Origin of the sequence: Mesorhizobium sp. M7A.F.Ca.US.006.04.2.1, assembly GCF_004022915.1 — a bacterium.
GTDB lineage: Bacteria > Pseudomonadota > Alphaproteobacteria > Rhizobiales > Rhizobiaceae > Mesorhizobium > Mesorhizobium ciceri.
In genome coordinates this window covers 1-18,840 of the sequence record NZ_RZQA01000021.1, presented here as the reverse complement: position 1 = coordinate 18,840, position 18,840 = coordinate 1, and the positions used below count along the sequence as shown (strand labels likewise).

19 protein-coding genes are annotated in these 18,840 nt (G+C 63.4%); 17 read left to right on the top strand and 2 right to left on the bottom strand.

Features of this window, described 5'->3' with window-relative positions; translation table 11 throughout:
• A partial coding sequence (locus EN925_RS02575) for a biotin/lipoyl-binding protein (protein WP_128336319.1) occupies nucleotides 1-581 on the bottom strand: 581 nt, incomplete at its 3' end.
• A 244-nt stretch (nucleotides 582-825) separates the two neighbouring features.
• Between EN925_RS02575 and EN925_RS02570 the strand changes: the two genes are divergently transcribed.
• Nucleotides 826-2,103: a 4-aminobutyrate--2-oxoglutarate transaminase gene (locus EN925_RS02570; RefSeq protein ID WP_013527918.1), complete on the top strand. Its 1,278-nt coding sequence runs from the start codon at nucleotides 826-828 to the stop codon at nucleotides 2,101-2,103.
• Nucleotides 2,104-2,133: 30 nt separating this feature from the next.
• Here the strand turns inward: EN925_RS02570 and EN925_RS02565 are convergent, their stop codons facing one another.
• Nucleotides 2,134-3,387: an FAD-dependent oxidoreductase gene (locus EN925_RS02565; protein ID WP_127368028.1), complete on the bottom strand. Its 1,254-nt coding sequence runs from the start codon at nucleotides 3,385-3,387 to the stop codon at nucleotides 2,134-2,136.
• Between the two features lie 433 nt (nucleotides 3,388-3,820).
• Between EN925_RS02565 and EN925_RS02560 the strand changes: the two genes are divergently transcribed.
• The 16 genes from EN925_RS02560 to EN925_RS02485 all read left to right on the top strand — a co-directional run.
• The gene (locus EN925_RS02560) at nucleotides 3,821-5,110 is read left to right on the top strand and encodes an imelysin family protein (protein WP_013527916.1); all 1,290 of its coding nucleotides are present in this window, start codon (nucleotides 3,821-3,823) and stop codon (nucleotides 5,108-5,110) included.
• 112 nt (nucleotides 5,111-5,222) lie between these two features.
• Nucleotides 5,223-5,534, top strand: coding sequence for a (2Fe-2S)-binding protein (locus tag EN925_RS02555; RefSeq protein ID WP_013527915.1), 312 nt, complete (start codon nucleotides 5,223-5,225; stop codon nucleotides 5,532-5,534).
• Nucleotides 5,500-5,985, top strand: a complete 486-nt coding sequence (bfr, locus tag EN925_RS02550; RefSeq protein ID WP_013527914.1) for a bacterioferritin — start codon at nucleotides 5,500-5,502, stop codon at nucleotides 5,983-5,985. The genes EN925_RS02555 and bfr overlap by 35 nt, the downstream gene beginning before the upstream one ends.
• Nucleotides 5,986-5,997: 12 nt before the next feature.
• Entirely contained in the window at nucleotides 5,998-7,599 is a 1,602-nt protein-coding gene (locus EN925_RS02545; RefSeq protein ID WP_027161772.1) for a di-heme oxidoredictase family protein, read from the top strand.
• On the top strand, nucleotides 7,599-8,678 hold the full coding sequence (locus EN925_RS02540; RefSeq protein ID WP_127388461.1) for an imelysin family protein: 1,080 nt from the start codon (nucleotides 7,599-7,601) through the stop codon (nucleotides 8,676-8,678). The genes EN925_RS02545 and EN925_RS02540 overlap by 1 nt, the downstream gene beginning before the upstream one ends.
• A gap of 1 nt (nucleotide 8,679) precedes the next feature.
• A complete protein-coding gene (locus EN925_RS02535) occupies nucleotides 8,680-9,786 on the top strand; it encodes a DUF1513 domain-containing protein (RefSeq protein WP_127369144.1) in 1,107 nt (368 codons plus the stop codon).
• Between the two features lie 95 nt (nucleotides 9,787-9,881).
• Nucleotides 9,882-10,559, top strand: a complete 678-nt coding sequence (gene tsaB, locus EN925_RS02530; RefSeq protein WP_127388460.1) for a tRNA (adenosine(37)-N6)-threonylcarbamoyltransferase complex dimerization subunit type 1 TsaB — start codon at nucleotides 9,882-9,884, stop codon at nucleotides 10,557-10,559.
• 83 nt (nucleotides 10,560-10,642) lie between these two features.
• Nucleotides 10,643-11,137, top strand: coding sequence for a ribosomal protein S18-alanine N-acetyltransferase (rimI, locus tag EN925_RS02525; RefSeq protein WP_127369142.1), 495 nt, complete (start codon nucleotides 10,643-10,645; stop codon nucleotides 11,135-11,137).
• A 21-nt stretch (nucleotides 11,138-11,158) separates the two neighbouring features.
• On the top strand, nucleotides 11,159-11,959 hold the full coding sequence (locus tag EN925_RS02520; protein WP_063169990.1) for a 1-acyl-sn-glycerol-3-phosphate acyltransferase: 801 nt from the start codon (nucleotides 11,159-11,161) through the stop codon (nucleotides 11,957-11,959).
• A gap of 113 nt (nucleotides 11,960-12,072) precedes the next feature.
• Complete coding sequence (gene miaB, locus EN925_RS02515; protein WP_245460982.1) at nucleotides 12,073-13,443, top strand: tRNA (N6-isopentenyl adenosine(37)-C2)-methylthiotransferase MiaB; 1,371 nt, start codon at nucleotides 12,073-12,075, stop codon at nucleotides 13,441-13,443.
• An 83-nt stretch (nucleotides 13,444-13,526) separates the two neighbouring features.
• The gene (locus EN925_RS02510; protein WP_023758127.1) at nucleotides 13,527-14,519 is read left to right on the top strand and encodes a PhoH family protein; all 993 of its coding nucleotides are present in this window, start codon (nucleotides 13,527-13,529) and stop codon (nucleotides 14,517-14,519) included.
• A gap of 18 nt (nucleotides 14,520-14,537) precedes the next feature.
• Complete coding sequence (gene ybeY, locus EN925_RS02505) at nucleotides 14,538-15,038, top strand: rRNA maturation RNase YbeY (RefSeq protein WP_032808361.1); 501 nt, start codon at nucleotides 14,538-14,540, stop codon at nucleotides 15,036-15,038.
• A 28-nt stretch (nucleotides 15,039-15,066) separates the two neighbouring features.
• On the top strand, nucleotides 15,067-16,197 hold the full coding sequence (locus tag EN925_RS02500) for a hemolysin family protein (RefSeq protein ID WP_027161765.1): 1,131 nt from the start codon (nucleotides 15,067-15,069) through the stop codon (nucleotides 16,195-16,197).
• 16 nt (nucleotides 16,198-16,213) lie between these two features.
• Nucleotides 16,214-16,684, top strand: a complete 471-nt coding sequence (locus EN925_RS02495; protein WP_127369986.1) for a VOC family protein — start codon at nucleotides 16,214-16,216, stop codon at nucleotides 16,682-16,684.
• 101 nt (nucleotides 16,685-16,785) lie between these two features.
• Nucleotides 16,786-18,378 (top strand): apolipoprotein N-acyltransferase, encoded by a 1,593-nt coding sequence (gene lnt, locus EN925_RS02490; RefSeq protein WP_063171171.1) that lies wholly within the window; start codon nucleotides 16,786-16,788, stop codon nucleotides 18,376-18,378.
• 141 nt (nucleotides 18,379-18,519) lie between these two features.
• The coding region (locus EN925_RS02485; RefSeq protein WP_164894112.1) for a helix-turn-helix transcriptional regulator at nucleotides 18,520-18,840 on the top strand (321 nt) is incomplete at its 3' end.

Genomic DNA, 18,840 nt, shown 5'->3' with positions numbered 1-18,840 from the left:
GCACCGGCCTTGAGCTCGGTGAAGGACAGGTTTTGCTGGGCGTTGGAGAAAGCGCTCTGCGCGGCTTCGACGCTGCCTTGTGCCACCTTCAGGGCCTGGTCCGCGGCGTCATAGTCGCGCCTGGTGGTGAAGCCCTGCGCCAGCAGCGTCTTCTGCCGCTCGAAGGCGGCAACGGACTGGGTCAGTTGCGCCTTGGCTGCATCAAGATCGGCCTGCGCCGAGCGCAGGTCGGATTCCTGCTCCTGCGGGTCGATGCGGGCGAGCACCGTGCCTTGATCGACATGCTGGCCGACATCGACAAACCGTTCGGCGACGCGACCGCCGACCCGGAACGACAGATTGTTCAGCGTACGCGCCGCGATCACCCCGGTCAGCGAAGTCCTTGGCGCATAGTCGGCCATCGCCACCGTTTCGGTGCGCACCATGATCTGCAGTTTCTTGTCCACCGCTTCCTGCTTCTGACAGCCGGCCAGAAGCAGCGCCGCCGTGCAGGCGAAAAGCGCCGGGGCGGCTGGAAAAGACAAAAGACCGGGAGCTCTGACCGATGGCTGCGAGACGGGCGAAGTCACGTTCCTGCTCATGGGCTCCCCCGGCCGCGGGCCGCTCGCTGATCGCGGTGCCTCGCGGCCATCCAGAGGATAGTCGATCCCCGGGAAAAGGAAACCGGTCTCGTACGTGTATCGCCCGACTGGCTAAGCGCCGGGATCTGCCCACCGCAGGCCCAATCGCCTGCCGGTGGTGCCGACTTGAGGAAAACGTGAAATAAGGTCAGAAGACATCTCAACGGCATCAAACAGGACGGGCGCCGGCCCGGTGAGGGATACGATGAAGAATTCAGCCATTTCCGAACGCAAGAACCAATCGATTTCCCGCGGCGTCGGCATGACCACGCAGATTTATGCCGACCGGGCTGAAAATTCGGAAATCTGGGATGTCGAGGGGCGTCGCTATATCGATTTCTCGTCGGGCATCGCCGTCGTCAACACCGGGCATCGCCATCCCAGGGTGATCGAGGCGGTCAAGGCACAGCTCGACCGCTTCACCCACACCTGCCACCAGGTGGTGCCCTATGAGAGCTATGTGCGCCTGGCCGAACGGCTGAACGGCATGCTGCCCGGCAAGTTCGAGAAGAAGACGATCTTCGTCACCACCGGGGCCGAGGCTGTCGAGAACGCCATCAAGATCGCCCGCAATGCCACCGGCCGTCAGGCGGTCATTGCCTTCGCCGGCGGCTTCCATGGCCGCACCTTCATGGGCATGGCGCTGACCGGCAAGGTCGTGCCTTACAAGGTCGGCTTCGGCGCCATGCCGGGCGATGTCTACCATGCGCCGTTCCCTGTGCCGCTGCACGGTGTCTCGGTCGCCGACTCGCTGGCGGCGCTCGACCGGTTGTTCAAGGCCGATGTGGATCCGGCCCGCGTCGCCGCCATTATCATCGAGCCGGTTCAGGGCGAGGGCGGCTTCTACGACGCGCCGCGTGATTTCCTGGTTGCGCTGCGCAAGCTTTGCGACCAGCACGGCATGCTGCTGATCGCCGACGAAGTGCAGACCGGCTTTGCCCGCACCGGCAAGATGTTTGCGATGGACCACCATGAGGTGGCCGCCGACATCACCACCATGGCCAAGAGCCTGGCCGGCGGCTTTCCTCTGGCGGCGGTCACCGGCCGCGCCGAAATCATGGATGCGCCCGGCCCCGGCGGGCTCGGCGGCACCTATGGCGGCAGCCCGATCGGCGTTGCCGCGGCGCACGCCGTGCTCGACGTGATCGAGGATGAAAAGCTGTGCGACCGCGCTAATACGCTGGGCGCAAGACTGAAACAGCGGCTGCAGTCGATCCGCGACGACGTGCCCGAGATCGTCGACATCAGAGGTCTCGGCTTCATGAATGCGGTCGAGTTCAACGACGTCAAGAAGGGCCTGCCCTCGGCCGAGATCGCCAATGCGATCCGGTTGAAGGCGCTCGACAAGGGCCTGATCCTGTTGACCTGCGGCGTCTACGGCAACGTCATCCGCTTCCTGGCGCCGATCACTATCCAGGACGAAGTCATGAACGAAGCACTCGACATTCTGGAAAGCTCGATCCGCGAAGTCTGCGCCGCCTGATCAGTAAGGTGCCGCGCCTGAGGGACGGAATTATCCCGCCGCTCTGGCGGGCTCATTCTCGAGGAAAGCGGCCAGTGCCGCTTTCAGCCCCTCGGGGCCAGCGGCCACCGTCTGCGGCGTCGGCGAGAAGCCGGCGCCCAACATCTTGCGGCCAAGCATATGGTCGCCCGGACGGTTGACCGATTCGATGCCGAGCAGCCGCTCGCCGGCGTAGTGGTAGATCGAGAATTTGTTGTCGGGCAGGTCGCCCAGCACGACATGGCTGTCGCCGCCGGCGGTCAGGCCGACCATCTGCAGCTTCATGTCGCCGATGTCGGACCAGAACCATGGCACCGCAGAATAGGCGTCGGCATGGCCTGATATCGTGCGCGCGGCAAGCCGCGCCTGGTCGGTGGCATTCTGCACCGATTCCAGCCGCACGTCGCCGCCGGTGAACCAGTGACGGTAAGAGGCAGCATCGCCAATAGCGAGAATCTCCGGCACCGAAGTCCGCATCTGGTGATCGACGCGGATGCCGTTGGCGATGCCGAGGCCAGCTTCCTGCGCCAGTTCGACATTCGGCACGGCACCAATGCCGACAATGACCATGCGCGCCGGCAGCCTTTCGCCTGACGAGGTGATCGCGGCCACGACATGACCGTTTTCGCCTTCGAGCCTGGCGATCGAGGTGCCGGTGAGGATGCGCACGCCCGTCGCTTCCAGCCGTTGCCGGACGTGGCTCGCCACCACCGGCGCCACGGCGCGGCCGAGCAGCCGGTCCACCGCCTCGACCACTGTCACCGTGCGGCCGGCGGCCCTCAACGTGGCTGCGATCTCCAGCCCGATGAAACCGCCGCCGAGGATGACGACTTCGTCGGTTTGCGCGCTGAGGTCGCGGATCAGCCGCGCATCGGCCAGCGAGCGCAGCGACAGCACCCCGGACAGATCGGCACCGGGCAGCGGCAGCGTGCGCGGGCGCGAGCCTGTCGCCAGGATCAGGTGGTCGAAGGCAAGCGCACCACCGCCGGCAATATCCAAACTGCGGCGTCCGGCATCGAGGCGATCGATCCTGACGCCAGGCCGGTAGTCGATGGCGCTGCCGGTGTAAAAGGCCTCGCCGCGCAAGGGTTGTGGCTTGGCCTCGGCATCCTTGATGAAGGTCTTCGACAGCGGCGGCTTGTGGTAGGGCAGTTCGTCCTCATCTCCGACGAGGATCACCGGCCCGTCATAGCCGTCCTCGCGCAGACTTGCGGCCGCTTGCACGCCCGCATGACCCGCGCCGACAATGACCACACCGTTCTTCATCGCACTCAATCCCGATTCTACCCTAGGATGTTCCGCCAGATGGCAATTGTCTGGCACCGCTGCAAGCGAGCTTTTGCGGGTCGCATCCGGGATGGCGGCTGTCAATCGCACAGTTCAGCGGCAAGACCGGTGCAGGAAAATGCATAAAGTTGACAGTCGCAGTTTAGAATAATTCTAAACTGTTGTTTCGATTGACTTTTCTTGCGGATTGTCATTGACATCCGACGGTGTCGCAGCTTTATGGAAGCTCGCGCGTTAGCGCATCCCTTTAATGTTTGGGCCTTGAACCCTTTCGATTGGAGGCATTTTGGTGTCTTTCTTCCGCGAACCGCGCGATGGCGCGGCATCTCTTGCGCCCAATGGCCCGCAGATGGCCTGGCGCCGGTTGCTGCGCGCGCCGTTTACAGAATTTCCGAGAAACTGGAGAGTGATCATGACAGCACGATATGGCAGCAGGCTTGCGGCGATCGGCGCCACTGCCCTGCTGACGGCGGCGGTATTCGTGTTGCCGGCAAAGGCGGAAACAGATGTAAAGGCGGTCATCAAGACCTATTCCGACATCGCGCTCGCCAAATACGAGGATTCGCTGACCACCGCGCAAGCGCTCGACAAGGCGGTCGACGCGCTGCTCGCCACGCCATCGGTGGAAACCCTCAACGCTGCCCGTGACGCCTGGAAGGCATCGCGCGTTCCCTACCAGCAGACCGAAGTCTACCGCTTCGGCAACAAGATCGTCGACGACTGGGAAGGCAAGGTGAATTCCTGGCCGCTGGATGAAGGCTTGATCGACTATGTCGCCAAGAGCTACGGCACCGAATCGGACGCGAACGCGCTCTACACGGCCAATGTGATCGCCAACAAGGAGATCGAGATCAACGGCAAGAAGGTCGATGCATCGAAGCTTTCGCCGGAATTCCTCTCCGGCACGCTGCAGGGGGCCGGCGGCATCGAGGCCAATGTCGCCACCGGCTATCACGCCATCGAATTCCTGCTCTGGGGCCAGGACCTGCATGGCACCGGCCCGGGTGCCGGCGAGCGCCCCTACACCGACTACGACCTCAAGAACTGCACCGGCGGTAATTGCGACCGCCGCGCCGAGTATCTGAAATCGGCCAGCGACCTTCTGGTTTCGGATCTTCAGGAGATGGTCGGCAACTGGAAGGAAGACGGCGCCGCCCGCAAGGCTCTTGTCGATGGCGAGCCGAGCACGGCGATCTCGACGATCTTCACCGGCATGGGCTCGCTGTCCTACGGCGAACTGGCCGGCGAGCGCATGAAGCTCGGCCTACTGCTGCATGATCCGGAAGAGGAGCACGATTGCTTCTCCGACAACACCTACAATTCGCATCTCTACGACGCCATCGGCATTCGCGCGGCCTATCATGCGAGCTACACGCGTCTCGACGGCACCATCGTTTCGGGTCCTTCGGTGGCCGATATGGTGAAGGCGGCCGACCCGGCGATCGACAAGGAACTGTCTGACAAGCTCGATGTTTCGGTCGCCAAGATGGAGGCGATCAAGGCGCGTGCACTGGCCGGCGAGGCCTATGACCAGCAGATCGCCGAGGGCAACATTGAGGGCAATGCCACCGTCCAGGCGGCGATCGATGCGCTGATCGATCAGACCAAGTCGATTGAGCGCGCCGTCGGCTCCCTGAAGCTCAGCACCATCGCCTTCGAAGGGTCCGACAGCCTCGACGCGCCGGACAAGGTGTTCAAGTAAGGGGTAAACGACGGAGACTGGCCCGGAGCCGGACAACCGGCTTTGCAACGGCCTCCGCCAGAAGATCAAGCCACACGGCGCGGGAGACGCCGTCAGCCAGCCGAGCAAGCCAATGCTGATTTGTCATTGCAACATCATCACCGAGAAGGAGATCGAGCAGACGATCGTCGGGCTGCTGGACCAGGATCCCTGGCAGTTGATCGTGCCGGCGAAAATCTATCATGCAATGCAAAAGCGCGGTCGCTGTTGCGGCTGCTTCCCAAATGTGGTGGAAACGATCATTCGGGTCACCGAAAACTACCACGCTCGCTCGGAGGCGAGCGGCGTGGATGTCGTTTCACACCTGGATCGCGTCAGAGGCCTGCGCATCCAATACGGGAGCAGAATTCATGAAAGGCGATCCGCAGATCATCGAGCGGCTTAACGAGGCCCTTTTTCTGGAGCTTGGCGCCGTCAATCAGTACTGGGTGCATTTCCGTCTGCTTGAGGACTGGGGATACGCCAAGCTGGCAAAGAAGGAGCGGGCGGAATCGATCGAGGAGATGCACCATGCCGACAAGCTCGTCGCCCGCATCATCTTCCTCGAAGGCCATCCGAACCTGCAGTCCGTGGCGCCGCTGCGCATCGGGCAGAACGTCAAGGAAGTGCTCGAATCCGACCTTGCCGGAGAATATGACGCACGTACCGCCTACAAGCGTTCGCGCGAAATCTGCAACGACGCCGGCGACTACGTGACGATGAAGCTGTTCGAGGAATTGCTGGCCGACGAGGAGGGTCACATCGACTTTCTTGAGACGCAGCTCGACCTGCTTGCCTCGATTGGCGAGGAGAAATACGGCCAGCTCAACGCCGCATCGGCAGACGAGGCGGAGTAAGGGCATGCGGGAATGCGGCGCCTGCTAGAATTCGTGCGCCGCTCGCGGCGGGCCAATGGCTCGCCGCCCCCTGAGAAGACGCCAGCCGGATTGGCGCGTCGGCGCTGTGTCATGCTCGTGTTGGCGCTTACCTCTTCGGCGATGGCGGGTGATCTTCAGCCGGCCGGCTTCGCCACCACGCGCACCGACCTCAATGCGAAGGATCAGGCGCGCGTCATTGCCGTCACCAGGCCGACCACGGATTTTTCCAGGCCAGAGCCGTTCGAATTGATGCAAGGTGGCGCCGGCACGTCCCGAAAGGACGTCAGCCGCGATTCCTTCTCGCAATCCTCGGCCAACATCACCTTCGAGGAAGAGGGCGACTTCAAGCTCGGCAATGCCCTTTTCCGCAAGAACTGGGTCTCGTCGCCATCCTCGACGCAAGCGTCGGACGGGCTCGGCCCGCTGTTCAACGAACGTGCCTGCCAGAACTGTCATCTGAAGGATGGCCGCGGCCGCCCGCCGCAAGGCGACCCCGGCACCACGTCGATGTTCCTGCGGCTGGCCCGCGACGCCAGCAGCGTGGAAGAGAAGGCGGCGCTTGCCGACCATGAGGTGCTCAACTTCCCCGACCCGGTCTACGGCAGGCAATTGCAGGAGCTCGCCGTACCCGGCCTGCCTGGTGAAGGCAGGATGCATATCGATTACCAGGAACGTAAGGTGGAGCTGACGGACGGCTCTGTGATCTCCTTGCGCAAACCGAGCTATTCGGTTGACGGCCTTGGCTACGGGCCGCTTGACCCGCGCACCACGCTGTCGCCGCGGCTCACACCGCCGATGATCGGCCTGGGCCTGATCGAACAGATCGCGCCGTCTGATATTCTCGCCCAAGCCGATCCGGACGACAGGGACGGCGACGGCATTTCCGGCAGGCCGAACATCGTGCGCGATAGCCTGAACGGGGAACTGACGCTCGGCCGCTTCGGCTGGAAGGCGCAGACCGCGTCGATCCGCCAGCAGGCGGCGGATGCCTTTGCCGGCGACATCGGCATCTCGACGCTCGAAGAGCCGAGGCATTGGGGCGATTGCACTGCTGCGGAGGCAAAATGCCTCGCCATGCCGAACGGCGTGCAGCAGCGTCTTGGCCCGGTCGAGGCGCCGCCGCCGGTGATGGATCTCGTCACCTTCTATTCGCAGAACCTGGCCGTGCCGTCGCGCCGGGACCTCGACCGGCCGGACGTGCTCGCGGGCAAAAAGACATTCTACGAGATCGGCTGCATTGCCTGCCATACGCCGAAATTCGTCACGCGCCGCGATACGCCCAATAAGGCGCAGGCCTTCCAGTTGATCTGGCCCTATTCCGACTTCCTGCTGCACGACATGGGGCCTGATCTGGCCGATGGCCAGGCCGTGGGCGATGCGACGGGCAATGAGTGGCGCACGCCGCCGCTGTGGGGCATCGGCCTGACCGAGACAGTCAACGGCAATTCCTTCTTTCTGCATGACGGGCGCGCGCGCAGCCTGGCTGAGGCGATCCTGTGGCATGGCGGCGAGGCGCAGAAAGCGCGCGACCGTTTTGCCGCCGCTAACGCGACCGAGCGTGACGCATTGCTCAAATTCCTGGAGTCACTGTGATGTTCAAGCGTTCTGCATTGTTTTTCGCTCTTCCGCTGGCCCTGCTGGGCGTTGTCCCTGCGTCGGCGGCGGTCAAAGCCTCCGACATCATCCAGCGGGCGATCGATGGCTTCGTCCGCCCGGCCTATGCCGGCCTGCACGAGCATGCGGAAGCCTTGACCGGATCCATGCGCAAGCTGTGCGTCACGCCCTCGCAAGGAGAGCTCGATGCCGCACGCGCCGAATTCTCCGCCACCGTCTATGCCTGGTCGTCAGCCGAAAACATCGGCTTCGGGCCGATCAAGGAGAACAACCGGCTGGAACGCATGCTGTTCTGGCCGGATCGCAAGAGCATTGGCCTGAAGCAGGTGCAGGCGGCGCTGTCGGCGAAGGATCCAACCGCCACAGATCCGGCACAGCTGGCCGGCAAGAGCGTCGCCATGCAGGGGCTGGGCGCGCTGGAGTTCGTACTTTACGGCGACGGCGCCGATGCACTGGCCGGCAAGGATGATCCCTACCGCTGCGCCTATGGCACTGCTGTTGCCGGCAACATCGAAACCATGGCCGGCGAGGTCAGCGCCGCCTGGAACAAACCGGACGGCTTTGCAGCGATTTGGGCCAATCCGGGGCCGCAGAATGCGCTCTACCGCGACGGCAACGAAGCGGTGACGGAACTGGTCGGCGTCTTCATCAATGAGCTGGAAATGGTGCGCGACGTGCGCCTGAAAGGGTTTTTCGGCGGCAAGCCGGACGCGGACAAGCCGAAACAAGCGATCTATTGGCGCTCGCAAAACACCACCGCGTCACTGGCCGGCAATCTCTCCGGCATCGATACGCTGTTCCAGGCCTCGAAACTTGGCGACGCCCTGCCGGCCGATGCGCGCTGGATGGCCGAATCGATCCACATCCAGTTGGTCAACGGTGTCGCCACCGCCAAGGCCGTCAGCGGTCCAATCGACAAGGCGCTTGCCGATCCGGCATTGCGCGACAAGCTCGAGCATTTCGCGCTGATCACCTCCAGCCTGTCGACCCTGATCGGGACCAGGTTGACCGCTGAATTCGGCCTGACCGCAGGCTTCTCCTCGCTGGATGGGGACTGAATTGAAAACCCCGCTGATAGATCGCCGCGATTTCCTGAGAGCTGCAGGCGTTGGCTTCATGGCCGCGATGGCGCCATCGGCCTGGGCAACGACGCTTTCGGCCGACGCCGTCTTCGCCACCGCTTTCGTCAAACGCGACGGCAGCTTTGGCGCTGCCGTCCTGTCCGAGGCCGGCAAAGTCCTGCATGCGATCGATCTGCCCGATCGCGGCCACGATGTCACCTTCGATCCCATATCGAAACGCTCGGTGGTCTTCGCGCGCCAGCCCGGCACCTTCGCCGTGGTTTTCGACCATTCGGGCCGTGATGCGCCGCTGACCATCGCCAGCATCGCCGGCCGGCATTTCTTCGGCCATGGCGTGTTTTCGGCCGACGGTGCGCTGCTCTATGCCACCGAAAACGACTTCGACAACGCCGCCGGCGTCGTCGGCGTCTACGATGCGCGGGCGAAATTCAGCCGTGTCGGCGAGTTCCCGACCTATGGAATGGGTCCACACGAGCTTCTGCTCCTGGGCGATGGCAGGACGATTGCGGTAGCAAATGGCGGCATCGAGACCCATCCGGATTACGGCCGCGCCGAGCTCAACATTGCGACCATGAAGCCGTCCTACGTATTGATAGACCGCGTCACCGGCGACCTCATCGAGAAGCACGAATTGCCGGCCGCACTGCATCAGCTGTCGATCCGCCACATGGACACCGATCCGTCCGGCACGGTCTGGTTCGGCTGCCAGTACAGGGGCCCGGGCACCGATCGTCCGCTGCTGGTCGGCCGCGCGGTGCGCGGCAAGGAATTGCAACTGCTCGACATGCCGCAGGACGTTTTGTCCGGCTTCCGCAACTACATAGGCTCGGTCGCCGCCAATCCGGCTGCCGGCACGGTCGCGGTCTCCTCGCCGGAAGGCAACTCGCTTGTCGTGCTCGATGCGGCCAGCGGACGGGTCGTCGCGAACAGCGCGCTGGTCGAGGTCTGCGGCGTGGCTCCCGATGGAACCGGCTTCATGGCCACCACCGGCGCTGGCGAGATCGTCGAGGGCAGTGGTGCGACACGCTCCGAACCGGACTATGTCTGGGACAACCACATGCTGCGCATCGAGCAGGCCGCATAGGCCACAAGCGAAGCCGCTTAACGAATTATGCACTATCCCCTTGCGGTGGCGGGCCGTGGCGGGCACAGGGAATTGTCTTTCGAACCGGTTGCTTCATGAAATTGCTTGCCATCGACTGTGCCGCCAACCTCTGCGCCGCTAGCGTCTATGACGCGACGGCGAAGCGGGAGCTCGGCCGCTCGGTGCTCGATCTCGGCAAGGGCCGTGCCGAGCAGCTGATGGCGGTCATCGCCGAAGCGCTGGAGGCAGGCGCAACCGACTATGCAGGTCTTGGCGCCATTGCCGTGTCTGTCGGCCCCGGTTCCTTCACCGGTCTGCGGGTCGGCGTCTCGACCGCGCGTGGCCTGGCGCTGGCGCTGAAGATACCGGCAATCGGAGTGACGACACTGGAGGCGCTGGCTGCCGAAGCAGCGACGGCATTTCCCGGTCGCGCCGTGCTGGCGGCGCTGGATGCCGGCCGTGAGGAGATCCACGCGGCCTTTTACGACGAAAGGTTAGTCTTGACTTACGGTCCGGCCGTGGCCACGCTGGCCGACGTGGTGGCAATGGCGATGGCAACGTCTCCGGTGCTTGCCGGCACCGCTGCAGCGCTCATCAGCGCATCGGCCGGGCGCGAATTCGATGTCGGCCCTCGGACGGCCACCGCCGACATTGTCACCTACGCCCGCCTGGCTGCCGCCAAGGGCGCGGGCGAACGGCCGAAACCACTCTATCTGCGCGGCGCCGACGCCAAGCCGCAGGCCGGGTTCATTCTTTCAAGGATCAGACCATGATCCCGAAAAGTGGAAGCCGGTTTTCACGGACAACGGTTCCCGTTTGTCCAGAGATCATGGTCAAACAAGAAAACAAAAATTAGATGCGCATACCTTTTCTCCAATCCCGCCGCCGGGACTATGCGCTCGAGCCGCTGAGGATCGCCGACAGTCCGGCGGTCTCGCTGCTGCACCGCGAGGACTTTGTCCGCCCCTGGACCGATGGCGAATTTGCCGCCTTGCTCGAACAGGACACCGTGTTCGGCTATGCCGCGCGCGAAACCGGACAGGGCTCCAAGCCGCCCGTCGGCTTCGTGCTGGCGCGGCTTGCGGCAGGCGAGGGCGAGATCCTGACCGTCGCGGTGGCGCGATCGCATCGCCGGCAGGGGCTGGGCTGGCAATTGATGGACGCGGTGTTGCGCGAACTGCACGCGCAGCGCGCCGAAGCGCTGTTCCTCGAGGTCGACGAGACCAATGTCGCGGCGATCGCGCTTTATCGCCGGCTGGGCTTCCGCGAGGTCGGCAGGCGGCCGAATTACTACAGGTCGGCCGAACACGGACCGACCGGCGCGCTTGTCATGCGCCGCGATCTTCGCTAGCGAGACGGCCGGGATGGGGCGATGATCAAGAAAATCAGGATTTTCCTGGCGCTGGGCCTCGTTGTCGCCGGTTCGCTGGTCCTCGTGCCGTTACAGATACTGTCGATGAAGACCGGCTGGTGGCCGGAAACCTTCATCCTCAAGATCTGGCACAGGCTGATCATCAGGGCGCTCGGCATGCGCATCCATGTCAAGGGGACGCTGTCCGACAAGCGCCCGCTGCTGGTTGCGTCCAATCACATCTCCTGGACCGACATCATGGTGCTCGGCTCTTTTGCCGACGTAAAATTCATCGCCAGGGCTGATATGGAAGGCTGGCCGCTGATCGGCATGCTTTCGAAGCTGCAGCGTACCGTGTTCATCGAGCGCGAGCGCAAGCGTTCGTCGGGCGACCAGGCAAGCGAGATTGCCAGCCGCATGGCCAAGGGCGATGCGATGGTGCTGTTTGCCGAGGGCTCGACCGGCGACGGCAATATGGTCCTGCCGTTCAAGAGCACGCTGTTCGGCGCCGCCTCGATGGCGATTTCGGAAGGCGCGGCGGAACAGGTGTTCATCCAGCCGGTGGCGATCGCCTATACGCGTCTGCACGGCGTGCCGCTCGGCCGCCGGCATCGCCCGCTTGCCGCCTGGATCGGCGATGAGGATTTGATGCCGCATCTCAAGGTATTGCTGGCGGAGGGCGCGCTCGACGTCGAGGTGCATTTCGGCGAGGCAATCGCCTTTTCCAAGGGTTCGAACCGCAAGGAGACGTCGAAACTGATGGAAAGCCAGGTGCGTGAGATGATGCAGGCGGCGCTTGCCGACCCGCGGCCGAGCCGCTAGCCCCGGCATGCCCTTGCTGGCGCGGGCTGAGAATCGTCTGTTTTTTGTCACGGAAAGGCGTTAGAAGCCGCCTTATGGACTTGAACACGGTAGAAAGCGACGACATCGGCACTATGGCTGGACAGCCGGCAGTGCTTTCCACGGCAGCGAAAAAAGTCTTCATCAAGACCTATGGCTGCCAGATGAACGTCTATGATTCGCAGCGTATGGCCGATGCGCTGGCTGCCGACGGCTATTCCGCGACCGATGCCATTGGCGAGGCGGACCTGGTGCTGCTGAACACCTGTCATATCAGGGAGAAGGCGGCCGAAAAGGTCTATTCCGAGCTCGGCCGTATCCGCGACATGAAAGCCGAGCGTGCCCTGGCCGGCCGCGAGATGCTGGTCGGCGTCGCCGGCTGCGTGGCGCAGGCCGAAGGCGCCGAGATCATCCGCCGTTCGCCGGCCGTCGACCTGGTCATCGGCCCGCAGACCTATCACCGGCTCCCCGACGTGCTGGCGCGGGTGCGCGGCGGCGAAAAGATCGTCGAGACCGACTACGCCATCGAGGACAAGTTCGAGCATCTGCCGCAGCCCAAGCGCGCCGAGGTCATCAAGCGCGGTGTCACCGCCTTCCTCACCGTGCAGGAAGGCTGCGACAAGTTCTGCACCTTCTGCGTCGTGCCCTATACCAGAGGCTCCGAAGTTTCCCGGCCGGTGGCGCAGATTGTCGCGGAGGCTGAGCGCCTGGCTGAAGCCGGGGTGCGCGAAGTGACGCTGCTTGGCCAGAACGTCAATGCCTGGCATGGCCAGGGCGAGAACGGCCACGAGTGGGGCCTTGGCCGCCTGCTGTTCAGGCTGGCCGAAATCCCCGGGCTGGCGCGTCTGCGCTACACCACCAGCCACCCGCGCGACATGGATGACGAGCTGATAGCGGCCCATCGCGATCTGCCGTCGTTGATGCCCTATCTGCATCTGCCGGTGCAATCAGGCTCCGACCGCATCCTCAAGGCGATGAATCGCCGGCACACGGCGAGGGATTATCTGGCGCTGCTCGACCGTATCCGCACTGCCCGGCCTGACATCGCGCTTTCCGGCGACTTCATCGTCGGCTTTCCCGGCGAGACCGAGGCGGATTTCGAGGCGACCATGGAGCTGGTGCGTCAGGTGAATTACGCCTCGGCCTTCTCCTTCAAATATTCGCCGCGCCCCGGCACGCCAGGCGCCGAAATGCCCGATCATGTGCCGGAAGCGGTCAAGGACGAGCGCTTGCAGCGGCTGCAGGCCTTGCTCGTGAAACAGCAGCAGGACTTCGGCTTGAGCCTCGTCGGCAGCACCATCGACACGCTGATCGAGAAGCCCGGCCGTCAGGCCGGCCAGAAGGTAGGCCGCTCACCTTGGCTGCAGCCGGTTATTGTTGATGAAAAGGCCGGCGAAATCGGTGACATTATCCAGGTGCGAATCACGAAGACGGGCTACAACAGCCTGTTCGCCGAATTGGCCTGAGGGTCTCGGCAGATGAGGAGAGACGGTTGAGCGCAGCAGAGCTGAAGAACCTGCCCCCGGTACCGGCATCTGGGGCTTCTGACATGGCGCACATCGTTCTGACTTTCGACAACAACAAGCTTGCCAGCGCCCTCTATGGTCAGTTCGACGAAAACCTCGCCCGGCTCGAGCAGAAGCTTGGCGTCGACATCCGCTCACGCGGCAACCAGCTGACCATCAAAGGGTCCGCTTCTGCCGCCGAGCAGGCGCGCCGCGCCCTGGACAATCTTTACGGCATTCTCCAGAAAGGCGTCGATATCGGCCAGTCCGACGTTGACGGCGCCGTGCGCATGGCGATTGCCGCCGACGATCAGTTGACCCTGCCAACGCTGGAACGCAAGGGCAAGGTCTCCGCCGCCCAGATCGCCACCCGCAAGAAGACGATCTATGCCCGTTCGCTCAACCAGGACGCCTATATGCGGGCGCTGGAACGGTCGGAACTGGTGTTCGGCATCGGCCCGGCCGGCACCGGCAAGACCTACCTGGCGGTGGCGCACGCGGCGATGCTGCTCGAGCGCGGCATGGTCGAGCGCATCATTCTCTCGCGGCCGGCGGTCGAGGCCGGCGAGCGGCTGGGCTTCCTGCCCGGCGACATGAAGGAGAAGGTCGATCCCTATCTGCGGCCGCTCTATGACGCGCTCTACGACATGATGCCGGCCGACAAGGTCGAGCGCGCCATTGCCGCCGAAGTGATCGAAATCGCGCCGCTTGCCTTCATGCGCGGCCGCACGCTGGCGCATGCCGCCGTCATCCTCGACGAGGCGCAGAACACCACGCCGATGCAGATGAAGATGTTCCTGACGCGTCTGGGCGAAAACTCGCGCATGATCGTCACCGGCGATCCGACCCAGATCGACCTTCCCTCGAACACCAAATCGGGTCTGGTCGAAGCCTTGCGGGTGCTGGACGGCGTGGCGGGCGCGGTCACCGTGCGCTTCAACGACGGCGACGTGGTTCGCCATCCGCTGGTGGCGGAAATCGTCAGGGCCTACGACCGGGACGCCAAGCTGGCGCGTGGCCTCGGCGCCGAGAATTGATGTTGGCGATGCGGCTTCATGCCTGAGGACATAATATCCGGCGACGGGAATATTCCCGTCGACATCGACATAGCGGTTGAGGCGGGCAACTGGCCCGACGAGGCAAGCCTGACGCGGCTGGTCGATCGGGCCGTTAAGGCGGCTTTTGCCGAAATCGGCGTGGCGGGCCGTTCCGAACTCAGTCTCGTTTTTTCCGACGACGCCCATATCCAGGTTCTCAACGCCGGCTGGCGCGGCAAGGACAAACCGACCAACGTCTTGTCTTTCCCGGCTTTTCCGTTTGCGCAGGGCGGTCCGTTGCCGCCGATGCTGGGCGACATCGTGCTGGCCGCCGAAACGGTCGCCCATGAAGCGGTACTGGAAGACAAGCCTGTCGAGAACCATATCACCCATCTCGTCATCCACGGCCTGCTGCATCTGCTGGGCTACGATCACGAGACCGAGGCCGAGGCCGAGGCGATGGAAGCCGTCGAACGCGCGGCGCTTGCAAGGCTTGCCATTCCCGACCCCTACGCGTAACTACATCTGACCAATTGACCGGACGACGATGAACGACAAACCAGAGACTGCCGCCCGCCCCGACGCCGGCAGTGCAACCAAGGCTTCCGATACGTCGGAAGAGGGATCAAGTCCGAGTACCGTTGCCTCTGGTGCTAGCAGTACCTCTGCTGCTGCCGGCACCTCTGGTGCTGCCAGCATCGGCAGCGCTGCCAGCGAGACATCGCCTGCCGGTCCCTCCCTGTTCGACCGCGTTCTTGGCCTGTTCAGGCAACGCAACGGAACCAGCCTGCGGGAGGAAATCGCCGGCGCGCTTGCCGAGACAACGAGCGATGCCGGCGCCTTCTCGCCCGGCGAACGCGCCATGCTCAACAACATCCTGCGGCTGCGCGAAGTGCGCGTCGAGGACGTCATGGTGCCGCGCGCCGACATTCAAGGGGTCGAAATCACGACGACGCTCGGCGATCTGCTGGGCACCTTTGAGCAATCCGGCCATTCCCGCATGCCGGTCTATTCAGAGACCCTCGATGATCCGCGCGGCATGGTCCATATCCGTGATGTGCTGGCCCACATCACCAAGATCGCGCGCGTCAAGAAGGGCCGCTCGACCAGGAAAACACCCGTCGCCACGGTTCTCGATCTCGCCCAGGTCGATCTCGCACGCACCATTGGCGACCTCAATCTGATCCGCCCGGTGCTGTTCGTGCCGCCGTCGATGCTCGCCTCCGACCTGATGGCTCGCATGCAGACGACGCGCACGCAAATGGCGCTGGTCATCGATGAATATGGCGGCACCGACGGCCTTGCCTCGCTGGAAGACATCGTCGAGATGGTGGTCGGCGACATCGAGGACGAGCATGACGACGACGAGCCGATGATCACCCAGAGCGGCGACGGCGTGTTCATCGTCGATGGCAAGGCCGAGATCGACGACGTCGCCAAGATGATCGGCGGGGATTTCGCCGCCGGTGAACATGGCGAATATGTCGACACCATCGGCGGCATGATTTTCAACACGCTTGGCCGTGTTCCGGCCCGCGGCGAGGTGGTGCAGGCCATACCCGGTTTTGAATTTCACGTCCTCGACGCTGATCCGCGCCGCGTCAAGCGCGTGCGCATCGTGCAGAGCCAGAAGGGTGAGCGTCGCCGGCGTGCCACGGCGCGCACCGAACAGGCGTGAGCGTTTCGCTCGCACGATGACTATCGACGACCCGTTCAAGCATCCAAGTCTGGGCTCTGGTGTTTTCTACAAGGATCCGCATGCCGCGCTGGACTGGCTCGAGGCGGCTTTCGGCTTCGAGCGCAGCATGGTGGTCAGCGATGCCGAGGGAAAGCTCATCCATGCAGAGATGCGGTTCGGCGACAGCTACATCATCGTCGATTCCGAATGGAGCGATTACGTCGCCAGCCCGGCTTCGATCTCGGGCAAGAACACGCAGTCGATCTATGTCAGGCTGAAGGGTGGCCTGGATGCGCATTGCGAGCAAGCGCGAGCCCTCGACGCTGATATAATCCAGGAGCCGGCGGATCAGTTCTACGGTGAGCGCCAGTATCGTGCACGCGACCCCGAGGGCCATGTCTGGACGTTCACGCAGACCATCCGTTCGGTTCCGCGCGAGGAGGCCGAGCGGCTGGGGGGCGTTCAAATCGAGGGTTGGCACCGGTAGGCAGGGCCGGAGCTGTGCATCTCAGCCAGCCCATCCGCCGTTTGGAGCGCGGAGCGCAGCCTGTTAAATCTTGTGTCCTGATTCGCGACTCGGAAGTATGCATGGAGCGCCTCACCGGCCGGATAATTCTGCTTTGGGGTTGGCGGCGTGCGCTCGTGGCGTTTCTCGCCGGCGCCCTCGCGGTGCTTGGGCAGGCGCCTTACGACTTCTTCGCCGCCTGTTTCGTCTCGTTCCCGCTGCTGGTCTGGCTGCTCGACGGCGCCACCGGCGAAGCTTCAGGCAGTCTGTTCCGGCGTCTGCGGCCGGCTTTCGCCGTCGGTTGGTGGTTCGGTTTCGGCTATTTCCTCGCCGGCCTCTGGTGGATCGGCTCGGCGCTGCTGGTCGAGGCCGACAGCTTTGCCTGGGCGCTTCCCTTCGCGGTGGTCGGCATTCCTTTCATGCTCGCCTTTTTCTATGGCTTTGCGGCAATCGTTGCCCGGCTGCTGTGGAGCAACGACATTGGCCGCATCGCCGCCCTTGCCTTCGGCTTCGGCCTGGCGGAATGGCTGCGCGATTTCCTGTTCACCGGTTTTCCCTGGAATGCCGTCGGCTACGCGGCCATGCCCGTGCCGCTGCTGATGCAGAGCGTCTCGGTGACGGGCATGATCGGCATGAACGCGCTCGCGGTGTTCGTCTTCGCACTGCCGGCACTGCTGGCGGCACGTCGGCACCTGCGCCTCGGCGCGGCACTGTTTGTCGTGCTCGTCGCTGCCCATGTCGGCTTCGGCTATATCAGGCTTGCCGCTCCCGAACCGCCAGCTTCACGCAGCCTGGATGTCCGCATTGTCCAGCCGGCCGTGGACCTGTCGGAAAAATGGGATGCCTCGGTGCGCGACCGCATCTTCGCGGTCCTGATGGGGCTCTCGGGCAAGGCGCCGGATCCAGGCCATCAAAAGCCGCAACTGATCCTGTGGCCCGAAACCTCGGTGCCGTTCCTCTTCACCGAGCGTCCGGACGCATTGACGGCGCTGGGGGATATGCTCGGACCCGGCCAGATGCTGATTGCCGGCGTCGTCCGCGAGGAAGGCGGCTCGGCCGCAAATGCCGACAGCCGCTACTACAACTCCGTGGTGGCGATCGACGACAAGGGTGAAATCACCGACGCCGTCGACAAGGTTCACCTGGTGCCGTTCGGCGAATACCTGCCTTTCGCCGATCTGCTCCAGCGTTTCGGCATCGAGCAACTGGTTGCCGGGCCGATGAGTTTCGCGGCCGGCAATGAGCGGCACGCCATTACGCTGCCCGACGGCATCCGTGCGCTGCCATTTATCTGTTATGAGGTGATCTTTCCCGATCTTGTGGCAGTTGACGCTGCGTCAGCGCAGCTTATTGTGAACGTTACCAATGATGCGTGGTTCGGCGACACGCCGGGTCCGTATCAGCATTTCAGGCAGGCCCAGATCCGTGCGGTGGAAAATGGATTGCCATTGGTGCGTGCCGCCAACAACGGCATCTCGGCCGTCGTCGATCCGCGCGGGCGCATCGTCGATGCGCTTGCTATCGACGCGCGCGGCGCCATCGATGCCCACATACCGATTTCCGGACAGGCGCTCATATCTCCCGGCCAACGGCGCATTAACGGAATGCTGATCATGTTGCTGTTTGCCGTTGGGGCAGCGCTGTTGAACGTAAGGCAAAGGCTACGGGTGAATTGACAGCCAACACATTAGAAACTCATACTGTAAGTGCCTGAAAATTTCTCGAAGCCGGTGGATCGTTCTGTTGGGGCAGTTGCCTCCGGCTTTGTTTGGGCAGGAAAAAAATAGAGAAAGCCGAAAAAATTCGGCGAGGAAAAAATGACAGAAGATAACAAGAAGAAACCGAATCCGATCGACATCCATGTTGGCAGTCGCATTCGGCTTCGCCGCAACATGCTTGGAATGAGCCAGGAAAAGCTGGGAGAAAACCTCGGCATCACATTTCAACAGATTCAGAAATATGAAAAGGGCACCAACCGCGTCGGCGCCAGCCGTCTGCAGGCGATCGCGTCCATACTCGGCGTGCCTGTCGCTTTCTTTTTTGAGGATGCGCCCGGCCAGGAGCCTGTGGCGGGCCGGGGATTTGCCGAGGACGCTTCGATGGCTTTCGCTGTCGAATTCTGCGGCAGCCCTGAAGGC

Bases quoted from the DNA above. Each gene is read 5' to 3' on its own strand.
- EN925_RS02570 (WP_013527918.1), top strand. From the start codon at position 826: ATGAAGAATTCAGCCATTTCCGAACGCAAGAACCAATCGATTTCCCGC.
- EN925_RS02565 (WP_127368028.1), bottom strand. From the start codon at position 3,387: ATGAAGAACGGTGTGGTCATTGTCGGCGCGGGTCATGCGGGCGTGCAA.
- EN925_RS02560 (WP_013527916.1), top strand. From the start codon at position 3,821: ATGACAGCACGATATGGCAGCAGGCTTGCGGCGATCGGCGCCACTGCC.
- EN925_RS02555 (WP_013527915.1), top strand. From the start codon at position 5,223: ATGCTGATTTGTCATTGCAACATCATCACCGAGAAGGAGATCGAGCAG.
- bfr (WP_013527914.1), top strand. From the start codon at position 5,500: ATGAAAGGCGATCCGCAGATCATCGAGCGGCTTAACGAGGCCCTTTTT.
- EN925_RS02545 (WP_027161772.1), top strand. From the start codon at position 5,998: ATGCGGCGCCTGCTAGAATTCGTGCGCCGCTCGCGGCGGGCCAATGGC.
- EN925_RS02540 (WP_127388461.1), top strand. From the start codon at position 7,599: ATGTTCAAGCGTTCTGCATTGTTTTTCGCTCTTCCGCTGGCCCTGCTG.
- tsaB (WP_127388460.1), top strand. From the start codon at position 9,882: ATGAAATTGCTTGCCATCGACTGTGCCGCCAACCTCTGCGCCGCTAGC.
- rimI (WP_127369142.1), top strand. From the start codon at position 10,643: ATGCGCATACCTTTTCTCCAATCCCGCCGCCGGGACTATGCGCTCGAG.
- EN925_RS02520 (WP_063169990.1), top strand. From the start codon at position 11,159: ATGATCAAGAAAATCAGGATTTTCCTGGCGCTGGGCCTCGTTGTCGCC.
- miaB (WP_245460982.1), top strand. From the start codon at position 12,073: ATGGCTGGACAGCCGGCAGTGCTTTCCACGGCAGCGAAAAAAGTCTTC.
- EN925_RS02510 (WP_023758127.1), top strand. From the start codon at position 13,527: ATGGCGCACATCGTTCTGACTTTCGACAACAACAAGCTTGCCAGCGCC.
- ybeY (WP_032808361.1), top strand. From the start codon at position 14,538: ATGCCTGAGGACATAATATCCGGCGACGGGAATATTCCCGTCGACATC.
- EN925_RS02500 (WP_027161765.1), top strand. From the start codon at position 15,067: ATGAACGACAAACCAGAGACTGCCGCCCGCCCCGACGCCGGCAGTGCA.
- EN925_RS02495 (WP_127369986.1), top strand. From the start codon at position 16,214: ATGACTATCGACGACCCGTTCAAGCATCCAAGTCTGGGCTCTGGTGTT.
- lnt (WP_063171171.1), top strand. From the start codon at position 16,786: ATGGAGCGCCTCACCGGCCGGATAATTCTGCTTTGGGGTTGGCGGCGT.